Annotated in this window: 21 protein-coding genes; 5 read left to right on the top strand and 16 right to left on the bottom strand. The window is 66.3% G+C overall.

The genetic code is table 11. The annotated features are described in order from the left end of the window. The first annotated feature begins 45 nt into the window (after window positions 1–45). From AB4Y35_RS03180 to ampC, 4 genes are all read left to right on the top strand, one after another. On the top strand, window positions 46–1479 hold the full coding sequence (locus AB4Y35_RS03180) for an NAD(P)/FAD-dependent oxidoreductase (protein WP_368703294.1): 1434 nt from the start codon (window positions 46–48) through the stop codon (window positions 1477–1479). Window positions 1480–1491: 12 nt separating this feature from the next. Further along, the gene (locus AB4Y35_RS03185; RefSeq protein WP_368703295.1) at window positions 1492–2421 is read left to right on the top strand and encodes a LysR family transcriptional regulator; all 930 of its coding nucleotides are present in this window, start codon (window positions 1492–1494) and stop codon (window positions 2419–2421) included. A gap of 161 nt (window positions 2422–2582) precedes the next feature. Continuing rightward, a complete protein-coding gene (locus AB4Y35_RS03190; RefSeq protein ID WP_368703296.1) occupies window positions 2583–4160 on the top strand; it encodes a cytosine permease in 1578 nt (525 codons plus the stop codon). 88 nt (window positions 4161–4248) lie between these two features. After that, on the top strand, window positions 4249–5421 hold the full coding sequence (gene ampC, locus AB4Y35_RS03195; protein WP_368703297.1) for a class C beta-lactamase: 1173 nt from the start codon (window positions 4249–4251) through the stop codon (window positions 5419–5421). Here ampC and AB4Y35_RS03200 read toward each other — a convergent pair. From AB4Y35_RS03200 to AB4Y35_RS03245, 10 genes are all read right to left on the bottom strand, one after another. Further along, a complete protein-coding gene (locus AB4Y35_RS03200) occupies window positions 5418–6818 on the bottom strand; it encodes an ATP-binding protein (RefSeq protein WP_368703298.1) in 1401 nt (466 codons plus the stop codon). The two genes, ampC and AB4Y35_RS03200, sit on opposite strands and share 4 nt — an antisense overlap. Continuing rightward, entirely contained in the window at window positions 6815–7477 is a 663-nt protein-coding gene (locus AB4Y35_RS03205; RefSeq protein WP_028203032.1) for a response regulator, read from the bottom strand. Before AB4Y35_RS03205 ends, AB4Y35_RS03200 begins: the two co-directional genes overlap by 4 nt. Before the next feature lie 88 nt (window positions 7478–7565). Next, entirely contained in the window at window positions 7566–8579 is a 1014-nt protein-coding gene (locus tag AB4Y35_RS03210; protein WP_368703299.1) for an Ldh family oxidoreductase, read from the bottom strand. A gap of 94 nt (window positions 8580–8673) precedes the next feature. After that, window positions 8674–9588 carry a dihydrodipicolinate synthase family protein gene (locus AB4Y35_RS03215; RefSeq protein WP_368703300.1) on the bottom strand — a complete coding sequence of 305 codons (915 nt, stop codon included), beginning with the start codon at window positions 9586–9588 and terminating at the stop codon, window positions 8674–8676. A gap of 172 nt (window positions 9589–9760) precedes the next feature. Further along, entirely contained in the window at window positions 9761–10543 is a 783-nt protein-coding gene (locus AB4Y35_RS03220) for a helix-turn-helix domain-containing protein (protein ID WP_368703301.1), read from the bottom strand. A gap of 89 nt (window positions 10544–10632) precedes the next feature. Beyond that, window positions 10633–11901: an FAD-dependent oxidoreductase gene (locus AB4Y35_RS03225; protein ID WP_368703302.1), complete on the bottom strand. Its 1269-nt coding sequence runs from the start codon at window positions 11899–11901 to the stop codon at window positions 10633–10635. Then, on the bottom strand, window positions 11898–12173 hold the full coding sequence (locus tag AB4Y35_RS03230; protein ID WP_368703303.1) for a 2Fe-2S iron-sulfur cluster-binding protein: 276 nt from the start codon (window positions 12171–12173) through the stop codon (window positions 11898–11900). The genes AB4Y35_RS03225 and AB4Y35_RS03230 overlap by 4 nt, the downstream gene beginning before the upstream one ends. Next, entirely contained in the window at window positions 12166–13323 is a 1158-nt protein-coding gene (locus AB4Y35_RS03235; RefSeq protein ID WP_368703835.1) for an NAD(P)/FAD-dependent oxidoreductase, read from the bottom strand. The genes AB4Y35_RS03230 and AB4Y35_RS03235 overlap by 8 nt, the downstream gene beginning before the upstream one ends. Next, on the bottom strand, window positions 13323–14282 hold the full coding sequence (locus AB4Y35_RS03240; RefSeq protein ID WP_368703836.1) for a 4-hydroxyproline epimerase: 960 nt from the start codon (window positions 14280–14282) through the stop codon (window positions 13323–13325). The genes AB4Y35_RS03235 and AB4Y35_RS03240 overlap by 1 nt, the downstream gene beginning before the upstream one ends. 118 nt (window positions 14283–14400) lie before the next feature. Continuing rightward, window positions 14401–15117 carry a TetR family transcriptional regulator gene (locus AB4Y35_RS03245; RefSeq protein WP_368688159.1) on the bottom strand — a complete coding sequence of 239 codons (717 nt, stop codon included), beginning with the start codon at window positions 15115–15117 and terminating at the stop codon, window positions 14401–14403. A 64-nt stretch (window positions 15118–15181) separates the two neighbouring features. Here AB4Y35_RS03245 and shc point away from each other — a divergent pair, with 64 nt between their 5' ends. Continuing rightward, the gene (gene shc, locus AB4Y35_RS03250) at window positions 15182–17218 is read left to right on the top strand and encodes a squalene--hopene cyclase (protein WP_368703304.1); all 2037 of its coding nucleotides are present in this window, start codon (window positions 15182–15184) and stop codon (window positions 17216–17218) included. Between the two features lie 36 nt (window positions 17219–17254). On the opposite strand, the gene AB4Y35_RS03255 is transcribed toward shc, so the two are convergent. The 6 genes from AB4Y35_RS03255 to AB4Y35_RS03280 all read right to left on the bottom strand — a co-directional run bounded on the left by AB4Y35_RS03255 (window position 17255) and on the right by AB4Y35_RS03280 (window position 22958). Next, entirely contained in the window at window positions 17255–18934 is a 1680-nt protein-coding gene (locus AB4Y35_RS03255; RefSeq protein ID WP_368703305.1) for a purple acid phosphatase family protein, read from the bottom strand. A gap of 203 nt (window positions 18935–19137) precedes the next feature. Beyond that, the gene (locus tag AB4Y35_RS03260; RefSeq protein ID WP_368703306.1) at window positions 19138–20310 is read right to left on the bottom strand and encodes a porin; all 1173 of its coding nucleotides are present in this window, start codon (window positions 20308–20310) and stop codon (window positions 19138–19140) included. A 257-nt stretch (window positions 20311–20567) separates the two neighbouring features. Beyond that, the gene (locus tag AB4Y35_RS03265; RefSeq protein ID WP_028203043.1) at window positions 20568–20744 is read right to left on the bottom strand and encodes a DUF1328 family protein; all 177 of its coding nucleotides are present in this window, start codon (window positions 20742–20744) and stop codon (window positions 20568–20570) included. 236 nt (window positions 20745–20980) lie between these two features. Then, a complete protein-coding gene (locus AB4Y35_RS03270; RefSeq protein ID WP_368703307.1) occupies window positions 20981–21277 on the bottom strand; it encodes a YciI family protein in 297 nt (98 codons plus the stop codon). Window positions 21278–21289: 12 nt separating this feature from the next. Further along, window positions 21290–21574: a muconolactone Delta-isomerase gene (catC, locus tag AB4Y35_RS03275; RefSeq protein ID WP_069266126.1), complete on the bottom strand. Its 285-nt coding sequence runs from the start codon at window positions 21572–21574 to the stop codon at window positions 21290–21292. A 52-nt stretch (window positions 21575–21626) separates the two neighbouring features. Beyond that, window positions 21627–22958 (bottom strand): short-chain fatty acid transporter, encoded by a 1332-nt coding sequence (locus AB4Y35_RS03280; RefSeq protein WP_368703308.1) that lies wholly within the window; start codon window positions 22956–22958, stop codon window positions 21627–21629. Between the last annotated feature and the right edge of the window lie 12 nt (window positions 22959–22970).

The raw sequence follows: 22970 nt of genomic DNA on the forward strand, positions 1-22970 counted from the left end.
CGGGAGGCGGCTCTGTTTCTCCCGTTCCGCGCAGTGAAGCCAATCATGAGTACCCCTGCAGAAGTTGAAGTCGAATCGCGCCCGGGCGTCACGCTCGGCGTGCAAGAGGCGCTTTCGCGCACACGGTTCTTTCCGTACTGGCTCGACAACCCCGCCGAGCCGCCGACCGAACCCAGGCTCACCGCCAACGTGGAGGCCGACCTGCTGATCGTCGGCGGCGGCTTCACGGGGCTCTGGGCCGCCGTGCAGGCCAGGGAGCAGATGCCGCATCTGAACGTCGTGCTGATCGAGGCGGGCAAGGTTGCGCACGGCGCGTCGGGCCGCGCGGGCGGCATCATCTCGACTTCGGTGATGCATGGACTGCCCAATGCCGTCCGGGTATTCCCCAACGATATTGCGCAACTCGAAGAATTCGGCCATCACAATCTCGACGGCTTCGAGGAAACGCTGAAGCGCTACAACATCGACGCCGACATCGAATGGAACGGCGAAATGACCGTGGCGGTCGATCCCGAGCATATCGAGCATTTGCGCGGCGACTACGAGCTGCACCAACGCTACGGGCACGACGTCGTGCTGCTCGACGGCGAAGCGACGCGCGAGCAACTCGATTCGCCGTTGTTCGCCGGCGCGCTGTGGTCGCGCAATCGCAGCGGCATCGTGCATCCGGCCAAGCTTGCGTGGGGCCTGAAGCGCGCGGCGCTTTCGCTCGGCGTGAAGCTCTACGAGCACACGCCGCTCATCGATGTCATCGACGAAGGCCAGACTGTTTACGTGAAGACGCCCGAAGGCAGCGTGCGCGCACCGCGCGTGGTGTTCGGCAGCGGTACGGCGAAGGTCGGCATTCCCGATATCAACCGGCGCGTGCTGCAGGTGCGCGACCACGTGCTCGCCACCGAACCGCTCACCGAAGAACAGCTCGCGCGTATCGGCTGGAAGAATCGCCAGGGCATTTACGACACGCGCACGCAGCTCAATTACTTCCGCCTCACGAAGAACAACAACATCATCTTCGGCGGACTCGTGAGCTATCACTTCGACGGCGATCCGAATCCTCCGCAGGACCAGAAGGCCGAGACCTATTATCGGCTCGCGCAGGCGTTCTACCGCACCTTCCCGCAGCTTGCCGACGTGCGCTTCTCGCATGCGTGGGGCGGCCCGATCGACTACTGCTCGCGCGGCTCCGTGTTCGCGAAGCGCTATCTGAACGACAAGGCCGTTTTCGTGGCGGGCTACACGGGTTTTGGCGTGGCGGCGAGCCGCTTCGGCGCCTTCATGGGCCTGAATATCCTGTTCGACCGCAACAGCCCCGAGCGCGCGCTCGATATCGCCAACCAGAGCCCGACTTATATCCCCCCGGAGCCGGTGCGCTGGCTGGCCGCCAAGGTGACGTTCCATGCGTTCGACGGCGCCGACGCCGAAGGCGGCTGGAAGCGCGCGTGGATCAAGGGTATCAAGGCGATGGGCTTTCCGATGTGAAGGATGAGCGGCATGTTCTCCAATACCTCCGATCTCGACCTGCGGCTTATCCGCGTGTTTCTCGCCGTGGTGGACGCGCGCGGCATCACCGCGGCCGAAGCGACGCTCGGTGTGCGGCAGTCCACCATCAGCACGCAGCTCTCGGCGCTCGAAGCGCGCGTGGGCTTCAAGCTCTGCGAGCGCGGGCGCGGCGGCTTTCGTCTCACGTCGAAGGGCGAACGTTTCGTGCCCTCAGCGCGCGCGCTCGTTGCGGCCACCACCGAGTTCGTCGCGCGGGTGCGCGATATCGACCGCAAGCTCGTCGGCACGCTCGGCATCGGCCTGATTGGCCAGGCTTCGCATGTCGAGAACGCGCGGCTCGCGGAAGCGATCGGCGCATTCCGCCAACGCGATCAGGCCGTGCGCTTCACGATGAAGGTCGCGGCGCCGCAGGAACTCGAGGAAAGCCTCGTCAACAATCACCTCGACATTGCGATCGGCTACTTCTGGCATCGCGTGGCGGGCCTCGACTACACCGAGCTGTTCAACGAGCGCCAGGTGCTGTGCTGCGGGCGCGGGCATGCGCTGTTCCACCATGCCCCGCACGTCAATGTCGATGACCTGCGCGAGCACGACTGGGTCTGGCGCAGCTATCCGATACCGGAGGAGCTGGCCGGTATCGGCGACCGGCAGGTGACGGCGATTGCCGACAGCATCGACGCCGCCACGGTCCTGATCCTGTCGGGCAGCCATATCGGCTATCTGCCTGCGCATCACGCCGAGCCGTTCGAGCAGCGCGGCCTCATCCGGGCGCTCGGACGCACCACGTTCGGCTTCGACGTGCCGATGCATCTGGCCGTCAAGCGCAGCGCGGCGGAAAAGCCCATCGTGCGCGCGTTCTGCGACGATCTGCTGGGCGTCTATGGGCAGCATGCCGCCGTGCCCGAAGCGCTCGTTGAATGAAAGAAGCGCTGCGCGCCATACATTGGCTGCGCGAGATGTGAACGTATGGAATGCAGAATAATTAGCCCACTGTGATCGATTAAAGTGGGCGAGAGACGTTGATAGTGCGTTGACCGGTTGCTTGCAAACACAACCAGATCGGCGCGGCAAGGAGTGAGACAATGAGCAATAACAGCATTACCCAGATCGAAACATTCGGTTTCGAACGCATTCCCGATGCGTCGCGCTACGCGCGGCCCATCGATCTGTTCCGGCTGCTGTTCGGCGGCTGCAATACCTTCTCCACCTCGGTGCTGGGCAGCTTTCCGGTGCTGGTCGGCCTCTCGTTCAAGGCCGGCGTGTGGTCCATCGTGCTCGGCGTGCTCGCCGGCACCTGCATTCTCGCGCCCATGAGCCTGTTCGGTCCGCGCAACGGCACGAGCGATCCTGTTTCGTCGGGGGCGCACTTCGGCATTCACGGGCGGATCGTGGGCTCGTTCCTCGCGCTGCTCACGTCGATCGCGTTCTTCGCACTCGCCGTCTGGAGTTCGGGCGACGCACTCGTGGGCGGCGCGCACGACATGGTCGGCGTGCCGGTCAACACCTGGACGCTCGGCACGGCCTACATGGTGTTCGCCGTGCTCGTGGTGGTGGTGTGCATCTACGGCTTTCGCTTCATGCTGTGGGTGAACAAGATTGCCGTGTGGGCAGCGAGCCTCATGTTCGTGGTGGGCGCCTTCGCGTTTGCGGGCGCGTTCGATCCCGGCTACGCCGGCACGCTGCACGAGGGCGGCGCGGGATTCTGGGTGGCCTTCGTGAGCGCCGTGCTCGTCGCATTGAGCAACCCGGTGTCGTTCGCCTCGACGCTCGGCGACTGGGCGCGCTACATTCCGCAACACACGCCGCGCCACCGCGTGATGGGCGCCGTATTCGCCGCGCAGATCGCCACCTTCGTGCCGTTCTTCTTCGGCCTCGTCACGGCCACGCTCATTGCAACGAAGGCGCCGAGCTATATCGCCTCGAACGACTATGTGGGCGGGCTGCTGGCCGTGTCGCCGCGCTGGTTTCTGCTGCCGACCTGTCTCATCGCGATCATCGGCGGCATGTCCACTGGCACGACCGCGCTCTACGGCACCGGCCTCGACATGTCGAGCATGTTCCCGAAGCTCCTGAACCGCGTGCGCGCGACCATGCTGATCGGCACGCTGGCCATCGGCTTCATCTTCGTCGGCCGCTTTGCGTTCAATCTCGTCGAAAGCGTCTCGACGTTCTCCACACTGATCTGCACGTTCAGCTGCCCGTGGATGGCGATCATGGTGATCGGCTTCATGACGCGCCGCGGCCACTATCTCGCCGACGACCTCCAGGTCTTCAATCGCGGCGGCCGTGGCGGGCACTACTGGTTCACGCACGGCTGGAATCTGCGCGCGATGGGCGCGTGGCTGCCGGCGGCGTTCCTCGGTCTTTCGTTCGTGAATCTGCCGGGGCAATTCGTCGGTCCGCTTGGCTCGCTGGCGGGCGGCCTCGATCTGAGCGTGCCGGTTTCGCTGGCGGTGGGCGGCATGATCTATGTCGTACTGCTGACGATCTTCCCCGAGCCGGATGCCGTGTATGGCCGGGAAGGGCGCCGCTTCGTGCGCGGCGGCGCGCGCGGGCAAGCCGACGGGACCGTTATGCCGGTTCATGCCCCGCGCATGCGCGAAGAGCAGACGGCTGGCGCGGTGCGTGAACTGCAGCGCAGCCCGGAGTACGCCGAGTAAGTTCGCAAGCACCGGGTCGCCTCGCCGGAGGCCGTTGCGTAGAGACCGGGTAAGATCACGGCTTTGCGCAGCGCGTAAGGAGGCGATCTTGCTTCGTTCACTCGTGAGGGGCGGTGCCGGTGCTCTGCTGTTCGCCATCGCCCTCAGCAGTCCCGCTATTGCCGCCGAACCCGCCGCCGGCAGCGACGCACAAATCCGCGAAGCCGCGCTTGCGTTCATGCGCGAAAACGGCATCCCCGGTCTCGCGATCGGCGTCGCCGTGAACGGCACGGAGCGCTTCTACAACTTCGGCGTCGCGTCGAAGGAAACGGGCGCGCCGGTCACGAACGAGACGCTGTTCGAACTCGGTTCGATGAGCAAGACGTTTGCCGCCACCCTCGGCGGGTGGGCGCAGGTGACCGGCAAGCTTTCGCTCGATGCGCCGGTGAGCACCTATCTGCCCGAGATGCGCGGCACGCCGTTTGGCGCGCTGACGCTCGTCAATCTCGGCACGCACACCGGCGGCGGCTTCCCGCTGCAGGTGCCCGACGAAGTCACGAACGACACGCAGCTGACGGCGTGGCTCGAGGCATGGCGGCCGCGCTATCCGGCGGGCACGCAGCGCACCTATGCGAACCCGAGCATCGGCATGTTCGCGCGCATCACGGCGCAGCAGCTCGGTATGAGCTACCCGGATGCCGTGGAGAAGCTGCTCTTTCCGAAACTCGGGCTCGCGCACACGTTCATCCGCGTGCCGGCATCGGAGCGCGCGGCCTACGCGCAGGGCTACAACAGCAAGGACGCGCCGGTGCGCCTGAATCCCGGCGTGCTCGCCGACGAAGCCTACGGCGTGAAATCGGATACGCGCGACATGCTGCGCTTTCTCGAAGCGAACCTGGGCCAGGTCGTGGTGGAGCCGGAGTTGCAGCGCGCGCTGGAGGCCACGCATGTGGGCTATTTCCGCACGGGGCCGTTCATTCAGGACCTCGTATGGGAGCAATACACGCAGCCGGTGGGCCTGAACGATCTCGTGAAAGGCAACGCGAACGTGATGGTGCTGGAGGACAACCCGGCCACGGCGTTGATCCCGCCGCTGCCGCCGCAGCCCGACGTGTTGCTCGACAAGACGGGCGCGACCAATGGTTTTGGCGGCTATCTGGCGTTCGAGCCTTCGCGCAAGACGGCCATCGTCATTCTCGCCAACCGCAATCACCCCACCGAGTCGCGCGTGCGGTTCGCCTATCGGGTGCTGGAACTGGTGCAGGGCGTCCCTGCACCTTAGGCCGAATCGCTCGTCGCCCGCGCGGTTCGGCTGGCGGGCGCATTCGTGCTGGTCGCCGGGCTGTCGTGTGCAGGCAGCCCGCTCACCGCAGCCGTGAGCCCGCGCCCGCCCGGGTTGTTGCGCAGCGTGAACGTCAGGCCATGACGCTGCGCGATGCGCGCCACGATCGAGAGACCGAGCCCGCTGCCCGTGCCCTGGGCATGGTCGCCGCGAAAGAAGCGGTCGACCACGCGTTCGAGATCGGCTTCGGGAATCCCGGGCCCGTTGTCGATGACTTCGAAGCCGAGCGCGTCCTGCGAACGCGTGAGCACGAGATCGATCTTGCCGCCTGCCGGTGTGTAGCGAATCGCGTTGTCGAGCAGGTTGTTCAGCAGGGTGTTCAGGCCGTGCGCGTCGGCGTTCACGTTGCAGATGCACTCGGGCGTCACGGGCGGCCGCGACTCGAGGCCCAGGTCGATGCCTTTCTCTTCCGCGAGCAGCGAGAAGTCGCCGATGGCCTGCTCGCCCAGCCGCCGCAGGCTCACGACAGTGGCGGGCGTACTCGCTTGCGCATCTTCGCGCGCGAGCGTGAGCAATTGCTGCACGAGGCGGATCGTACGGTTCAGGCGCGTTTGCATGCGATCGAGCGTGCGCGGCTCGCCGTTCAGCGTGCCGTCGTGCAGCGCCGCCTGCCATTGCAGCTTGAGCGCGGCGAGCGGCGAGCGCAGCTCGTGCGCCGCGTCGGCGATGAAGGTGCGCTGCGCCTGCGAGGCCGTATTCAGGCGGTCCAGCAGATCGTTGAGCGCGACGACGAGCGGGCGCAGTTCGACGGGCACCGAGCCGTCGAGGCGCAACGGCTCCAGTTCATGCGCCGAGCGCGAAGCGAGCAGCGCCGACAACGCGCCCACCGGCGCGAGGCCGCGCGTCACCACGAACAGCAGCAGCACGATGGCCACCGGCACGAGCAGGGCGAGCGGCCACAACGTATGCAGCGCGAGGTGCAGCGCCAGCCCGTCGCGCACGGAAATGGGCTGCGCGACCTGAACGAAGCGGTCCGGTTGCGCGATGCCGTACACGCGCCAATGCACCTCGTCGTGCTCGATCGTGCGAAAGCCCGTGGCCTGGCGCGGCAGCACGGGCGTTTCCTGCGAGCGGTAAACCAGCTTGCCGTCGCGGTCCCAGATCTGGATGAGAATGCGGTCGTCGGCGATCTCGTCGAAGCCGGGGCCGGACTGCTCCACCTCGCGTGCCGTCGCGGCGCTCGCGGGCATGGATTGCGCCACGGCATGCAGCTCGTAATCGAACAGCTCGCCCGCTTCTTCGCGCGCACTGTGAAAAATGCCGAAGCCGGCCACGAGGGAAGCGGCCGCGAATCCGCAGATGAGCCAGCCCAGCAGGCGGCGGCGGATGGAGTTCATTCCGATCTCTTGAGCCGGTAACCCACGCCGCGCACGGTCACGATCTGGTCGGTGCCGATCTTGCGGCGCAAGCTGTGCACATGCACCTCGATCGCGTTGCTGCCGACTTCCTCGCCCCAGCCGTACATGCGCTCTTCGAGTTCGGCCTTCGTGAACACGCGCGCAGGCTGCTCGATGAGCACGCGCAGCAGCGCGAATTCGCGCGGCACGAGCGCGACGCTTTCGCCGTCTTTCGTCACCTCGTGCGCGGCGGGGTCGAGCGCGAGGCCGCTGTGCGTGTAGACGGGCTGTTTCTGGCCCGTGCGCCGGCGGAGCATGGCGCGCGTGCGGGCGGCCAGCTCGTCGAGATCGAAGGGCTTGATCAGGTAGTCGTCGGCGCCGGCGTCGAGCCCGGCGATGCGGTCCGTCACCGAGTCGCGCGCGGTCAGGATCAGCACGGCCGCTTCGCCGCCCTTGCGGCGGTAGCCGTTCAGCACCTCGATCCCGTCCTTCTTCGGCAGCCCGAGGTCGAGCAGCACGAGGTCGTACACGTCGTTGTCGAGCGACAGCTCCGCTTCCCGCCCGTCGCGCGCCCAGTCGACGGCATGACCCTCGCGGCGCATCGAATCGAGCACCGTTTCGGCAATCATTTCGTCGTCTTCCACCAGCAACAGGCGCATCGCTCGCTCCCCCAATTTCCAGCCTTACATTGTCGCTCATCCCGGCTTAACCGGTGCTTAAGCGGCACGCTGAAAGGGAGCCTGGCAATCAGTCGAGGAGTTTCAGCACATCGTCATAAAGTGTGCGCGGCACCGTCACGCCATCGCGTTCGCTGCGCTCGCGCGCCTCGAAACGGCGCTGCGACGGCAAGCGCGCGCCCTGATCGGTGATGGCGGCGAACAGCCGCTCGGCGCGCGCCTGGCCGGCTGCGTAACCGTCGTCGCCAAAGCGCCGGGGATCGATGGCGATGACGAGTTCGCCATGGCAAGGGCTCGCGCCCGCACCGCCGTCGAAGGCCTGCGACTCCATGCTCGTGAGGTCGCCGATCAGCGCGCCCGCGAGCAGCTCGATCATGGCCGCGAGCGCCGAGCCCTTGTGGCCGCCGAACGTCTGCATCGCGCCGTCCAGCGCGGCGCGCGCGTCGGTGGTGGGCTGGCCGTCGCGGTCGAGCGCCCAATGCGGCGGAATGGGCTTGCCCTCGCGCGCGTGGAGTTCGATGTCGCCGCGCGCAATCGCGCTCGTGGCGAAGTCGAACACGAACGGCAGGCCGCCTTCGCGCGGCCACGCGAACGCGAGCGGATTCGTGCCGAACACGCCGCGCGTGCCGCCGGCCGGCGCGACCCAGCTATGGCTCGGATTCATGGCGATGCCTACGAGCCCTTGCGCCGCGATGGCTTCGACTTCGGGCCACAGCGCCGAAAAATGAAAGCAATGATTGATGGCCATCGCCGCGATGCCCTGGCTGCGCGCTTTCTGCGCCAGCACGGGCAGGCCGTTTTCGAATGCGAGCAGCGAAAAGCCATAGTGCGCGTCCACGCCCAGCACGCCGGGCGCGATATCGCGCAGCGTGGGCTCGGCGCGCGCATCGACCTTGCCGCTCTTGAGCGAGCGTGCGCAGACGAGCAGGCGATAGATGCCATGCGAATGGCATTCGTCGCGCTGGCCTTGCGTGATGACGCGCGCGATCGCATCGGCGTGCGCCTCGGACATGCCGTGCCGCAGCAGCACGTTACGCGAGAGCGTGAAGACTTCGTCGAGCGTGAGGACGATGGTGGCGGACATGGCATCCCGTGTAAAAAAACAAACCGGGCCAACGTGGCCCGGTTTCGGTGATTCGAATGAGGATTGGGAGAGAGGCGCGCTGAATGCGTGACGCTTACAGACCGACGTCCGGCAGGGCGGGGCGCGTGGCGAGCGCCTTCTCGACCACGGCCTTCACATGCGCGAGCGCTTCGCCTTCGAGCGGCAGGCGCGGCGGCCGCGTGACCGCGCTGCCGCGGCCCACCAGTTCCTCGCACAGCTTGATGCATTGCACGAGGTCCGGGCGCGCGTCGAGGTGCAGCAGCGGCATGAACCAGCGGTACAGCGCGAGCGCTTCGTCAAAGCGCTTTTGCTTGGCGAGGCGGAACAGCGTTTCGCCTTCCTTCGGGAACACGTTCGACATGCCCGAGACCCAGCCTTGCGCGCCCACGGCCACGCTTTCGACCACCACGTCGTCGAGGCCCGCGAACAGCACGAAGCGGTCGCCCACGGCGTTGCGCAAATCGATGAAGCGGCGCGTATCGCCCGACGAATCCTTGAAGCAGACGATATTTTCGCAATCCTGAAGAGCGATCAGGATGTCGGGCGTCACATCGTTCTTGTAGATCGGCGGATTGTTGTAGACCATCACCGGCACGTCGGTGCTGGAAGCGACGGCGCGGAAATGCGCGGCCGTTTCGTGCGGCTTCGAGGAATACACGAGCGCCGGCATGACCATCACGCCGTCCACGCCCACGCGCGCCGCTTCTTTCACGGTCTGGCGCGCGAACGCCGTGGTGAATTCGGCGATGCCCGCGATCACCGGCACCTTGCCGCCTGCCGCGTCGCGCGCGGCTTCGATCACTGCGATCTTTTCATGCGTCGCGAGCGAGGTGTTCTCGCCGACGGTGCCGCACACCACGAGGCCCGACACGCCGTCCTTGACGAGATTGCTCACCACCCGGTGCGTGGCGTCGATATCGACCGAGAAGTCCGCCTTGAACTGCGTGCTGACGGCGGGAAACACCCCGCTCCACTGGATAGCGCTCACTGTGACTCACTCCTTGAATGCGTAGCGGCTCGCGCCGGTACCTGTTGAATATGAGTGAAGTATCGCTGTCCAGATCGTTTGACGCTTGGGGCCTTTCGCGCCTCAAAAAGACGAAATCTGCATAGTCCAGCGCTTTCTTAAAGCAGTCCAGGGACAACCCTGGGCGCGAGGCTCAAGCGCCGGACGCCTGCGCGCTTGCGGGCGTTTGCAGCAGCGCGCGATACTGGCTCGGCGTGACGCCCACCGTGGCCTTGAACTGCCGCGTGAATGCGCTGTGATCGTTATAGCCGCACTGCGTGGCGATGTCGGTGATGCTCAGGTCGCTCGCGAGCAGCACCGAGGCCGCGTCCAGACGCGTTTTCAGCAGCATCTGGCGGGGCGTGAGGTGAAAGATCTTGTGGAAGTAGCGCTCGATCTGCGCCACCGACATGTTGATGAGCTTCGCCAGGTGCGCGAGCTTGAGCGGTTGCGCATAGTTGTCCTGGATGTACTTCGCGGCGACCGCGAGCCGTTGGTAAGCGGGATGCGTGCCTTCGGCCGCCTGCAGATCGCGCGAAATGCCCGCCACGCCCAGCACGCGGCCGCGCGCGTCGTGCAGCGGGACTTTCGAGGTGAGACACCAGCCCGGCTGCCGGCCCGGATACAGATGCAGTTCGAGCTGGTCGATGAGACTGCTGTCGAGCCGCACCACGGCCTGGTCCTGCGCGGTATAGCTGTGGCCGAAGCGCGAGGGAAAGACCTGCTCGGCCGTCTTGCCGAGCAGCGCGCGCTTTTCCTTGAAACCGCAGCGCGCGGCGAGCGTGGTGTTGGCGATCACGTAGCGCGCCTCGTGATCCTTCACGAAGAACACCACGTCGGGCATGGCGTCGAACAGCGGTTCGAGCATGATGAAATGCGCGACCATCTGCGCAAACGTGGCGTTTTCGAGGGCGGCGGGCAGGACCAGTTCGGGCATCGCGAGGCGCTTGGGGCGGGATCGGCGGAAAGTACCATTGTGCCGATTTGCGCACGCGCGCGCATCTGCAACAAAAAACGGCTGTGGCGCTATTGCGCCGTTTCTGCGTGCAGCAAGGTGTCGATGCGCGCGGGCGAGAACGGCGGGCGCTGGCCGTTTCGCGGCCAGCCGAAGCAGAACGCCGCCGCCTCGCCGCAAATCTTGCCCTGGCAGGGGCCCATGCCGCAGCGCGTCTGCAGCTTGGCGTCGCGCCACGACACATGGCGCGCGACGTCGCGATACGCGACGTCCTCGCAACGGCAGAACACGGTGTCGGGCTGCGGGAGCGTCCGCAACGCGGGGGCGAGTTCGAACGCCGCGTGCAGGCGCATGGCGAAACGCCGGTCACGCTCGCGTTCGGCGAACAGGCGCCGGGCGTTCGCGTGGTCGCTGAGCGCGGCGTACGCGGCGATGCGTCCTTCCACTGCTGCGAGTTCCATGCCGCCCACGCCCGTGCATTCGCCGGCCGCGTAAATGGCTTCGGCGGAGGTCTGCTGCCACTCGTTCACGGCGATGGCGGGAGAGCCCGCATGGGTTTCGAGGCGACAATCCAGCGCCGCGCCGAGGCCCGTATTCGGCACGAGGCCATAGGCGCACGCGATCCGGTCGCAATCGACCAGCATGTCGTCGTTGCCGCGCCGCACGCGCGCCTGCGTCACGCGCGTCATGCCGATGGCTTCGGCAACGTACGCATCGCACCAGTAAGGCGTGGCGCGCAAGTCGAAGCGCATGCGCAGCGCCTGCGCGAGCTTCGCGGGCGTATGGACGAGGCCAGCCGCGAAGCGGCGCACCGCCTGGGGCGGCGCCTGCTCGACGATGGCGGCGATCGTTGCGCCATGCTGGCGCGCGGTCACGGCGGCGGCCCACAGCAGCGGCCCGCTGCCCGCGATGACGATGCGTTCGCCGCGCACGGGCATGCCGCCCTTGATGAGCGCCTGCAAGCCGCCCGCGCCCGTGACGCCCGGCAAGGTCCAGCCGGGATAGGGCAGGAAGCGCTCGCGCGCGCCCGAGGCGACGATGAGCTTGCCGTAAGCGAGCGTGAGCGCACGGTCGGGGCTTTCAGCGAGCAGTTGCCGCCCGGGCAGCGCCTGCACGATGCGGGTTGCGCTCAGCAGCGTGACGTTGGTGCGTGCGGCGAGGGCGTCGAGCACGACGCGCGCGGGGCCAGTGGCGCGATGACCGGGACCCTGACGCCAGATCTGGCCGCCGGGCAGCGCATTGTCGTCGACGATGCCGACGCTCGCGCCCGCCTGTGCAGCGATGCGCGCGGCGTTCAATCCGGCCGGTCCGGCACCGATGATCAGGATATCGAACTTCATGGTGCCGAATTCCCGGTGACGACCTTCATGCCCGCGACGCAAACCGTCTGGCAGGCAAGCCGATGCGGCACGCCGTCGATGGTGACGCGGCATTCCTGGCAGATGCCCATGCCGCACAACGGCCCGCGCAGCGCGCCGCTCACCGAACGCCGCGTGACGGGCGCCGCGTGTTCCGCATGCGCGGCAATGGCGAGGGCGGCGGCAACCGAGCTACCCGGCGCGACGCCCACCTTGCGCCCGTCGATCGTCAACGTCGTATTGGCTTCAGGCATGCACGGCCCCCTGGTCAGCGAAGCGCGCGGGAAGATAGGGCGTCGCGTCGATCTCGGCGGCGCGTCCGAGCATTTGCGCAGCAATCAGCTTCGCGGTGCCGAGCGCCGTGGTGACGCCGAGGCCCTCGTGTCCGGTGGCGAGCCACGTGGACGGATGGCTGTCGTCGTCGGCGAACGAGGCCGCGGGGCCGATCAGCGGCATGCCGTCGCTCGATGCGGGGCGAAAGCCCGTCCATGCGCGGATCGCATTGAGCGCAGGCAGTTGCGGCAGATATTCGGCGGCGCGGCGCAGCATGCGCGCGAGGATCGCCGGCTCGACGGCGGGGTCGGTGCTGTCGAACTGGCGCGACGAGCCGATCAGCAATTGCCCGGTCGGCCGCGGCTGCACGTTGAACGCCACCGAGGTGCCGCTCGCGTTGTGCGCGCTCTTGATATAGCCGAGTTCGAGAATCTGGTGGCGAATCGTGCCGGGATAGCGGTCGGTAATGAGCAGGTGGCCCTTCTTCGCCTGCAGCGGCAGGCGCGGCAGTAACTCGAGCGCCTGGAGGCCGTTTGCGATCAAGACTGCGCCAGCGCCGACGACCTCGCCATCGGCGAGGTGCACGCCCGCGCGATCGATACGCGCGACCTGCGTTTGCGTGCGGCACGTCAAACGTCCGCTGACCGGCTGCTCGAGCAACCATGCCGCTACGGCAGGCGCATAAACCACGGCGTCGTTGTCGACGATCATGCCGCCCACAAGGCCCTTGCGCAGCCCCGGTTCCGCTTCGCGCAACTGGCGCGCGGCCAGTATCGAGCACGCCACGCCCTGGCGTTGCAGCGCCTGCTGACGCGTCTGCGCGAGCGCCAGTTCTTCCTCGTCGGCGGCGACCCAGAGCGTGCCGCAGCGCAGGAACGCATGGCGCGCATCGAGGCGCGGCGCGAGCGCGTGCCACAGCGCCAGCGACCATGCGCTCAGCGCGAATTCGGCGGGCGTGTCGTCCATCACGACGAGGTGGCCCATGCCGGCGGCCGTCACGCCGCCGCCTATGCCGGCGCGCTCGATGACGAGCACGTTCAGGCCCTGCGCCGCGAGTTCGTGCGCGCAAGCCGCGCCCACGATGCCTGCGCCGATCACGACGACATCGTATTGACCGCTCGACCCTTGCATCACGCGGGAATGCCCCACGCGAACGGATCGTCATCGGAGAAAATCAGTTTGGATTCCGCGCTAATATGCGCGCTGCCGCGTATGCTCGGGCGCACATGGCCCGCGGGGAGATCGGGCGTGATTTCATAGCAGGCTTCGAACACGCTGCCGATGATGCTTTCCTGGCGCCACTGCGCACCGGGCGCGAGCGTGCCGTCCGCTGCGAGGCACGCGACCTTCGCGCTCGTGCCGGTGCCGCACGGCGAACGGTCGTAGGCCTTGCCGGGACACAGCACGAAATTGCGGCTGTCGATGCCCGCGACGTCCGAGTGAGCGAACAGTTCGATATGGTCGATCAGCGCGCCGTCCGCGCCGGTGATGCCGTTCGCCTCGAGCGCCTGGCGCATGGCCCACGTGGCTTCGGTGAGCGCTTCGACGTTGCGCGCTTCGAGCGTCAGGTTGTGGTCGGCAACGAGGAAGAACCAGTTGCCGCCCCAGGCGATGTCGCCGTGCACGCGGCCGAAGCCGGGCACGTCGAGCGGCACGCCCTGGCGGTAGCGATACGCCGGCACGTTGCGCACGGTGACGCTGCCGTCGGCGTGCAGTTCGGCTTCGACGTTGCCGACCGGCGTTTCGATGCGATGCACGCCGGGCGCGATGCGCCCGAGATGCGCGAGCGACACGATGAGGCCGATGGTGCCGTGCCCGCACATGCCGAGAAAGCCGACGTTGTTGAAGAAGATCACGCCCGCGGAACAGGACGGATCATGCGGCTCGCATAGCAACGCGCCGACCATCACGTCGGAGCCGCGCGGCTCGTTGACGACGCCCGCGCGCACGCGGTCGAAGTCGCGACGGAATACGGCGAGGCGTTCGGCGAGCGGGCCGCGGCCCAGTTCGGGGCCGCCGGCGATCACGAGGCGCGTGGGCTCGCCGCCCGTGTGGGAGTCGATAACGGTCAGGGTTTTCATGGCGACAATCGTAGGTCGCGCCATTTTGGCCGTCTTGCTCGAACGACCCATGCGCGGTGACGATTTCGGCATAGTGCGCCGGGCGTGAATGCGCGGCGCTCCGGGGGAACCCTGGCGCGTGCTTTCTTCAGTCTTTCACGAGCGCCAGTTGCTCCAGCTGGCGCACCACTTCGGCGCGCAGGCGCGGCGGCATGTTCTGGTAGCCGAGCAGGTCGGAGATCCACAGGCCGTCCGCCGCGAGCCGGCAGATCATGAGCCGCGCGGCGGCTTCGAGCGGCAGCGGGTCGGGGCGCGTCCACTTGCGCATGGGCGCGGCGTAGCGCTCGCGAATCGCGGGGTCCGTCATCATCGCGGCCACCAGCACGCGCAGCACGTTGGTGCTGGCAGCGGGGCTCGTTTCGTCGAGCGTGGTGTGCAGGTAGGCGCGCGCGGCGGCGCCGTGTTTCGGCGCGCCCTGCGCCACGCCTTCGTCGATGCGCGTGTGCATCTGCTGCTCGAAGCGCGTGAGCGTCTGCTCGAAGAGCGCATCGAGCAAGCCCTGCTTGTTGGCGAAGTGATACTGCAGCGCGCCCTTGGTCACGCCCGCGCGTTCGGCCACGGCGTCGAGCGTCACGGCGGGCACGCCTTGATCGGTGGCGATATCGGAAGCCGCTTGCAGCAACTGCGCGCGCACCTGGACCGGGGCTTTCTTGCGGCGCGTGCCGGCGGCGGGCGCCGCGTCCTTGCGTGGGGAACGGGACTTCGGGGCCGGAGAGGCCGGTGGAGCCGAGGGGGCCGCTGCGTCAGCCGCCTTCGCGCTGCGCCTTGTCGCGCGCGCGGGCGCCTTGACGGAGGAGTCTTTCATGGCGGCGATCATACCATTGCAGGCGTCGCTGCTAAACATTCCGTACGGATGGTATGATCCGCCGATGAAAAATTCCAACCCGCCTTTTACCGCCTCTGCAGCCGCCATGGCGGCGCTCGACGCCTCGATCGTTCGCGGCCGCGAGGCGCTCGTGCGAGAGCAGGACGCCGATGGAAGCTGGTGCTTCGAACTCGAATCGGACGCCACGATCACCGCCGAATACATCCTCATGATGCATTTCATGGGCAAGATCGACGTGGTGCGTCAGGAGAAGATGGCGCGCTATCTGCGCGCGATCCAGCGTTTGCAAACGCACGGCGCATGGGACCTCTACGTGGATGGCGCGCCCGATGTCTCGTGCAGCGTGAAGGCGTACTTCGCGCTGAAGGCGGCGGGGGATTCGGCGAATGCGCCACACATGGTGCGTGCGCGGGAGACCATTCTGAAACTCGGCGGCGCGGCGAAGTCCAACGTGTTTACGCGCATTCTGCTCGCCACCTTCGGTCAGGTGCCATGGCGCGCCACGCCGTTCATGCCGATCGAATTCGTGCTGTTCCCGAAGTGGGTGCCCATTTCGATGTACAAGGTTGCCTACTGGGCGCGCACGACCATGGTGCCGCTGCTCGCGCTCTGTTCGCTGAAGGCGCGCGCGGCCAATCCGCATGATGTGTCGATTGCCGAACTGTTCGTGACGCCCCCCGACGAGGAGCGGGAATACTTTGCGCGCGGCAAGGGCATCCGGCGGTTCTTTCTCGCGGCTGACCGGGTGCTGCGCCATCTCGAGCCGCTGCTGCCGCGCGCGCTGCGCCAGCGCGCCATGAAGCACGCCGAGGCCTGGTGCGCCGAGCGCATGAACGGCGAGGACGGCATGGGCGGCATCTTTCCGCCGATCGTCTACAGCTACCAGATGATGCAGGTGCTTGGGTATCCTGAGGATCATCCGTTGCGCCGCGATTGCGAGAATGCGCTGGAAAAGCTGCTCGTCGAGCGCCCGGACGGCAGCGTGTATTGCCAGCCGTGTCTCTCGCCGGTGTGGGACACGGCGTGGAGCACGATGGCGCTCGAGCAGGCGCGCACGGTCGCGCCCGCCGATCCGGCGTCGGCCGCGATCAGCGACACGGAACTGCAGCAGCGCATTGCGCGCGCGTACGACTGGATTGCCGAGCGCCAGGTGGAGGACGTGCGCGGCGACTGGATCGAGAACGCGCAGCCCGACACGCCGGTTGGCGGCTGGGCCTTTCAGTACGAGAACCCGTACTATCCCGACATCGACGATACGGCCGTGGTCGCCGCCATGCTCCATCGGCGCGGCCTTGGGGAGGCGCGCAAAACGGGCGTGGACCCGTATGCGGCGCGTGTCGCGCGCGCGCTCGACTGGATGCGCGGCCTGCAATCGCGCAACGGCGGCTTCGGGGCCTTCGACGCCGATTGCGACCGTCTCTACCTGAACGCGATCCCCTTCGCGGATCACGGCGCCTTGCTCGACCCGCCTACCGAAGACGTGTCGGGCCGCGTGCTGCTGTGCTTCGGCGTGACGGGCCGAGAGGAGGACAAGGCAGCGCTCGCGCGCGCCATCGAGTACGTGAAGGCCACCCAGCGCGCCGACGGCAGCTGGTGGGGCCGCTGGGGCACCAACTACATCTACGGCACGTGGAGCGTGCTGGCGGGTCTCGCGCTCGCGGGCGAGGACCCGAAGCAGCCGTACATCGCACGCGCGCTCGCGTGGCTGCGCGCACGCCAGCACGCCGATGGCGGCTGGGGCGAGACCAACGACAGCTATATCGACCCGCGTCTGGCGGGCACCAATGGCGGCGAAAGCGCGTCGAACTTCACTGCGTGGGCGCTGCTCGCGCAAATGGCCTTCGGCGACTGGCAATCCGAATCGGTGCGGCGCGGCGTGGCGTATCTGCTATCCGTGCAGCAGGAAGACGGATTCTGGTGGCATCGTTCGCATAATGCGCCGGGGTTCCCGCGCATTTACTACCTCAAGTATCACGGGTACACGGCCTATTTCCCGCTGTGGGCGCTGTCGCGTTACCGGCGGCTCGCGGGCGGTGCGGTCGTGGTGCGGGAAGCGGAAGAAGCCGCGCTCGCAGTCTGAATGCGACGCGGGGCGCAAGCGCCCCGCGCGGTTCGCTTAGCGCGACTTCGCCAGCGTAATCGTTTCGAACAACTCATAATTTCCGGTCGGCGTCTGATCCGCACCCGGCGCGTGATAGTAGTTCATCGTGATCGTCGTCTTGCCGCCGTGCGTGCCGGGATCGACGTCGAACACCGCAATGCCATAGCCCGTGCCCGTATCGCGCTGCGCCGACCAGATCGCGTCTTCGAGCGCATCCGCCGTGGGGCGCGCAAACGTGCCCGCGGTCGTGCCCGCCACCGGGTGGTTGGGCTTCGTGAATATCTGGGCCTGCGGATTGCCGTTGCCGGCATCCACGCCATACACGTCGAGCGGCGCGCTTGTGCCGCCGCCGCCCAGGATCAGGTGGATCGTGCCGTGGCTCGTATCGTAGGTGTTGCCCGTGCCCTGGGCGTGCGTGACGGGACGCGGCTGAAGCGTGTCGACGCTCGCGCCGGTCTTCGCATCGACGCCCGCGTGATGATTGCAGCCGCGCACCGGGTAGCTGCGCTCGTAGTCGTGATCGTGGCCGCACACCACGAGGTCCACGCCATAGCGGTCGAAGAGGGGCAGCCACGCTTCGCGTATGCCCTTGTCCGAGCCGTTGCCCGTCTTCGACGAGCTGAGCGCGTCCTGGTGCATTTGCACCACGATCCAGTCGATATCGTCGTCCTCTCTTGCCTGCTTCAGGGTTTGCTCGAGCCAGCGCGTCTGCACGCCGTTACTATAGCCGCGCACATAGAACGACGTGCCCGGCTGAACGGGCGCGTTGCCGGTGCTGGCGGCGGGCACGAGCGGCGTGGGGCCGGCCACGAACGCGGCGGCGTCCTGGTAGACCACGTCGTCGGCGTCGAGCGAGACGAACAGCACGTTGCTCACGCGGAAGCTGTACCAGCGGCCCGAAAACTGCGTGCCGTTATGCGGCAGCGTGTAGCGCGTGAGATACGAATTCAGACCCTGCGGGCCGTTGTAGAACTCGATTTCGTGATTGCCGGGGCACGGCATCCACGGACGATTCGCCGACGACGTCTGATTGTTGTTGCCGAAGTCGCGCCACACATCGGTCTGGTGCGCGGGATTCAGGTTCGCGTAGCAGAGGTCGCCATTGAGCAGATGAAAGAGCGGCTGGAAGCGCTCCACGGCCTCGACGGCGAAGCGGCTTTGCGGCGACGACAGCACCCAGCCCGTATTCGGCGTGGCGAGGTCGCCGTAGCTCGTGAAGCGGAACTTGGCGCGCCCGCGCGGCGCCGTGGTGAAGCTCGACGAAAACGGGCTGCCCGCGTGGCTGTCGTTATCGGCGGTGACTTCGTAGCGGTAGGTCGTCGCCGGCTCCAGCCCATGCAGCCGAGCGTGATACGTGAAGACGACGACGCCGGTGAGCCCGTCGGTATAGGTGCGTTGAACGGCGTGCACCGTCTCGCGTTTGCCGCGATCGGCGCTGTAGATCACGCGCGGATTCGTCGAGGAGGCGAGCGATGCCCACGACACGACGACTTCGCGTGTCGGGTCTTCGCCCCAGGTGAGATGGATCTGCTCGGGCGTGCCGTCGGGCGTGGCGGCGTCGGCTTTCGCGCTGCCCGCGAAAGCGCCGGCCGCGCTTGCGAAGCCGGAAGCCCCGGCAAGCTTGAGGAAGCCGCGGCGCGAGACACTGGCGCCGCTTTCGGTGGATGCATTCTCGGGGATGTCTTTATTCGTCATGTCGTCTCGCCTCGGGAGCAGAAGGCGAAGCCTGCGCTGGCGGACTTGCATGACTGACGCGCGCGGGCGCAAGCATCGCAGGGTGAGTGTCTGCGCAACGATGGCGCGCTTGCATGACCTGGCGATGACACTGCCCTTATTTTACGCAGCACGACGGGCCGCGCTTGCATCGCGCGGCCCGCGCTCACCCGTTAAGCATGGGCTTAGAACTTCAGGCGCATGCCTGCTGCGACGACTGCCTGCGTATTGCTGGACGAAGCCGCGAGGTTGTAGATCGACGCATTGCCGAGTACCGGAATGCCTTGCGCACCGGAAACGCGCTGATAGACGCCTTCGAGATATACGTCGGTGCGGCGGCTCAGCGCGTAGTCGGCCTGCAGCATGAACTGGTTCCAGTGCGGCGACGCGTTGCCCTCCGCACGGCTGACCGAGCCGTCCGTATACGTATAGGCGCCGCCCAGGCTCAGTTGCGGCGTGAGCGCGTAACGCCCGTTCACTTCGAAGTTATTGAACGTCAGGTAGTCGGCGTCGAACGCATTGAGCGAGCCGCCCTGGGCGATCTGCGTGGGCTCGGCGACCATCGTGCGCGTGAACACGAGGCCCACCTTCGCCGGCCCGATCGTATAGCTGCCGCCCGCGCCGAGCGTGCGCGTGCGTGCCGCCACGAACATCGGATCGTTGTCGGTGCCGCTGCCGGCGCTCAGCGCGCCGTTGGTGGTCGAACCGGGCTCGTTGCCCTGGAAGTACGCCACGGCCAGGTTGATCGGGCCGCCGTTCCACGAAGCGCCCATCGTGTAGGCGTTATTGTTCGCGAAGCCGCCGCCCTGGTTGCTGAACGCGTAGGCGCCTTCCACCTGGAAGCCCGCGTAGGTCGCGCTGCGGAACTTGACGGCGTTGTTCATGCGCACGTCGTTATTGAGGTTGTCGTTGTCGAACGGGTGCATCGCGATGTTGCCGCCGAAGCCGGAGCCGGTGGCCGACATGGGCGCGATCATGTCGACGAGCGCGTCGTACTGGCGCCCGAGCGTGAGCGTGCCGTACTGGTCGCTGGAGAGGCCCAGCCACGCCTGCCGGCCGAACAGATAACCGCCGTTGGAGCCCTTGCCGTTGACGACCGAGAAACCGTTCTCGAGGTCGAAGATCGCCTTGAGCCCGCCGCCCAGGTCTTCCGTGCCGCGCAGGCCCCAGCGGCTCGTGCTCACGTTGCCGGACTGCATGCCCCACGTCGTGCCATGACCCGTGGACGACTTCTGATTGCTGACGTAGTCGAGGCCCGCATCGACCGTGCCGTAGAGCGTCACGCTGCTTTGTGCGTGAGCGCTCGTGCAGGCCGCGGCCGCCGCGAGCGCGAGGAGATTCAACAACGCTTTTTTCATTTCGGTTCCGTTGAGAAGGAGAATGCTTCGTGTGTGGCGGAACCGGAAATTTAGGCGAGGGCGATTACGCAAACGTGTCGAAAATGGCCCCTAAAATGAAACTTCGTTCAGGTTCTTGATACGTTCTGTTCATGGGGAAAATCGGTCGTGATATGTGGTTGATAAGTCAACCCTATGCACCGCGGCTTTCAGTATGCGAGCGCGGCATGATGGGGCCCGGGGCAGCGCCGGCGCCCCGGGCGTGTTTTGCGCTTCGGTCAATCGACGATCTTCTTCGTGACCACGAGTGCGATCACGAGGAACACCACGCACAGCACCACGAAGATAAAGAACAGAATCTTCGCAATCGCGGCCGCGCCGGCCGCGATACCCGTGAAGCCAAACAGGGCCGCGATCACGGCGATCACGGCAAAGAACAGGGCCATTTTTAGCATGATCGGTTTCCTCCTCGCGTGAAGGCGCCGCCACATGGGCCGCGCTGCTTGATGGACGACAGCGCACCCGTTCAGCAATCGATGTGCCCAGCAGGGGCGCCTGGCCGGGCGAGAAAGAAAAACGGCCCGGCGTGCGGAGGCACACGCCGGGCCAACACGGCGCCGCACAGGGGAGCACGGCGCCGTCGAGGGTCGAAAACGAACTGAATGGTCGCGGGACTGCAGGCGCGTTGCGCTTACAGGTAGGAGGTCCCGTCGATATAGGCCTTGCGCCAGCGCACGATCTTCACGCTCTCGAACAGCCCGACGTGCGTGAACGGATCCTGCGCGATGAAGCGTTCGGCTTCCTCGCGGGTTTCGAGGTCGACGATATAGATGCCGCCGCCCGCGCTGCTGCCGTCGTCGTTGAGCTTCGCGCCGCAGGCCAGCAACAGCGCCTTGTTTTGCGCGAGAAACGCCAGATGTGAATCGCGCTCGCGTGTCCGCACTTCGGCGTGACCGGGCTTGTCGAACGTTTCGATCAGAAAAGGCATAGGGCGTTCCTCTCAGTTGGGCACGATGGCCGACGGATGCTGGGCGAGCGGCGTCACGCTGATCTTCAGGAACGGGAAGAGCGGCAGCGCGGTAAGCAGCGTATGGAGTTCGTCGTTCGATTCGACATCGAACACGCTGTAGTTCGCGTATTCGCCAGCCACGCGCCACAGGTGGCGCCACTTGCCTTCTCGTTGCAGCTTCTGCGAAAACGCTTTTTCCTCGGCCTTGAGGGCGTCGGCGAAGGCGGCGTCGGTGCCGTGCGGAATCTGCACCTGCATGTGCACGAGAAACAGCATGGATAGTCTCCGGTGAGGATGGGGTTCAGTAAGGGGCGCCGATAAGTGCCAATCAGCCCCAGGCGAGAATCGCAACCGAATACACGATGCCGATCCAGAACATCATGATGACCGTGTAGCCCATGATGTCCTTGAGCTTGAGCTTCGAAAGCGCGAGCGCAGGCAGGATCCAGAACGGCTGCACGAGGTCGTTCCAGGCATTGCCGAGCATCACGGCCGTGGAGGTATGGCCCACGGAGGCGCCGATGGTCTTCGCCGCTTCGATCATGAACGGTCCCTGGATGACCCAGTGGCCGCCGCCCGAAGGCGCGAAGAAGTTGATGACGAACGAGCTGATCAAGCCCCAGAACGGCAGCGTGGCCGGCGTCGCGATCTTCACGAAGGCTTCGGAAAACGTATTGACGAGACCCGAAGACGCCATGATCGCCATGATGCCCGCGTAGAACGGGTACTGCAGAATGATGCCGCTGATCGTGCGAATGCCTTCGTTGAGTTTCTCCACATAGCGGATCGGCGTGCCGAGCAGCAGGATGCCGAGGAACAGGATGAAGAAGTTGATCAGGTTCAGGTCGATCGAGCCGCCCTGCACGAAGTGCAGCGCGACATAGCCCATGCCGATCAGGCCGATCACGTAGCTCAGCAGACGGCTGTTGTTCAGGCGGTTGGCGAGCGTGTTGCCTTCGTCGAGATCCACGCCGAGCGCCGCGGCCTTCTGCTGCTTTTCTTCCTGGGCGCGGTTGATTTCCTTGATCGGCTGACCCGGCTTGGGGTGCAGCCATGCGTTCAGCAGCGGCAGCGTGATGAGGGTCACGAGGCTCGTGATCAGCATGGTGGGCGAGAAAATCGTTTCGGATAGCGGAATGACACCCATCTGCGCTTCGAGCGGATGGCCCTTGGTGGAGATCAGCACGGGAATGCTGGCCGAAAGCCCGAGGCCGTAGAGCGTAAAGCCGCTATACGCCGAAGCGATGATGAGCGGGTAGTGCACGCCCTTCACACGCAGCGCGAGCTTGCGCGCGACGATGCCGCCCACCACGAGGCCGAAGCCCCAGTTCAGATAGCTGCCGATGCCGCCCACCAGCGTGGCGACGATGATCGCCATGCGCGGATCGTTCACGCGCGCCACCAGGCGGTTCAGAAAGCGGTCGGTGAGCGGCGCGGTTGCGAGCACGTAGCCCATCGCGAGAATCACCGCCATTTGCGTGGTGAACGCGAGCAGCGCCCAGAAGCCCTTGCCCCAGCTCGTGGTGAGGGCCGTGACGGCTTGTCCCTGCACGATCACGGCAAGGGCCATCGTCAGCAAGGTGAGGCCGATCGCGAAGACGAACGGATCGGGCAAATACCGGCGCATCAGCTCGGTAAAGAAAGCGGTGACTTTCTGCATGGAAGTGTCTCT

The sequence above is a fragment of the Paraburkholderia sp. EG286A genome (assembly GCF_040965375.1).
In the GTDB taxonomy this organism is placed as follows: domain Bacteria; phylum Pseudomonadota; class Gammaproteobacteria; order Burkholderiales; family Burkholderiaceae; genus Paraburkholderia.

Excerpts from the sequence above, each read along its gene's own strand:
- catC (WP_069266126.1), bottom strand. The coding sequence starts at position 21,574 with ATGCTGTTTCTCGTGCACATGCAGGTGCAGATTCCGCACGGCACCGAC.
- AB4Y35_RS03220 (WP_368703301.1), bottom strand. The coding sequence starts at position 10,543 with ATGCCCGAACTGGTCCTGCCCGCCGCCCTCGAAAACGCCACGTTTGCG.
- AB4Y35_RS03255 (WP_368703305.1), bottom strand. The coding sequence starts at position 18,934 with ATGACGAATAAAGACATCCCCGAGAATGCATCCACCGAAAGCGGCGCC.
- AB4Y35_RS03185 (WP_368703295.1), top strand. The coding sequence starts at position 1,492 with ATGTTCTCCAATACCTCCGATCTCGACCTGCGGCTTATCCGCGTGTTT.
- AB4Y35_RS03190 (WP_368703296.1), top strand. The coding sequence starts at position 2,583 with ATGAGCAATAACAGCATTACCCAGATCGAAACATTCGGTTTCGAACGC.
- AB4Y35_RS03265 (WP_028203043.1), bottom strand. The coding sequence starts at position 20,744 with ATGCTAAAAATGGCCCTGTTCTTTGCCGTGATCGCCGTGATCGCGGCC.
- AB4Y35_RS03230 (WP_368703303.1), bottom strand. The coding sequence starts at position 12,173 with ATGCCTGAAGCCAATACGACGTTGACGATCGACGGGCGCAAGGTGGGC.
- shc (WP_368703304.1), top strand. The coding sequence starts at position 15,182 with ATGAAAAATTCCAACCCGCCTTTTACCGCCTCTGCAGCCGCCATGGCG.
- AB4Y35_RS03280 (WP_368703308.1), bottom strand. The coding sequence starts at position 22,958 with ATGCAGAAAGTCACCGCTTTCTTTACCGAGCTGATGCGCCGGTATTTG.
- AB4Y35_RS03180 (WP_368703294.1), top strand. The coding sequence starts at position 46 with ATGAGTACCCCTGCAGAAGTTGAAGTCGAATCGCGCCCGGGCGTCACG.
- AB4Y35_RS03225 (WP_368703302.1), bottom strand. The coding sequence starts at position 11,901 with ATGAAGTTCGATATCCTGATCATCGGTGCCGGACCGGCCGGATTGAAC.
- AB4Y35_RS03235 (WP_368703835.1), bottom strand. The coding sequence starts at position 13,323 with ATGCAAGGGTCGAGCGGTCAATACGATGTCGTCGTGATCGGCGCAGGC.
- AB4Y35_RS03210 (WP_368703299.1), bottom strand. The coding sequence starts at position 8,579 with ATGTCCGCCACCATCGTCCTCACGCTCGACGAAGTCTTCACGCTCTCG.
- AB4Y35_RS03260 (WP_368703306.1), bottom strand. The coding sequence starts at position 20,310 with ATGAAAAAAGCGTTGTTGAATCTCCTCGCGCTCGCGGCGGCCGCGGCC.
- AB4Y35_RS03200 (WP_368703298.1), bottom strand. The coding sequence starts at position 6,818 with ATGAACTCCATCCGCCGCCGCCTGCTGGGCTGGCTCATCTGCGGATTC.
- AB4Y35_RS03205 (WP_028203032.1), bottom strand. The coding sequence starts at position 7,477 with ATGCGCCTGTTGCTGGTGGAAGACGACGAAATGATTGCCGAAACGGTG.
- AB4Y35_RS03270 (WP_368703307.1), bottom strand. The coding sequence starts at position 21,277 with ATGCCTTTTCTGATCGAAACGTTCGACAAGCCCGGTCACGCCGAAGTG.
- AB4Y35_RS03245 (WP_368688159.1), bottom strand. The coding sequence starts at position 15,117 with ATGAAAGACTCCTCCGTCAAGGCGCCCGCGCGCGCGACAAGGCGCAGC.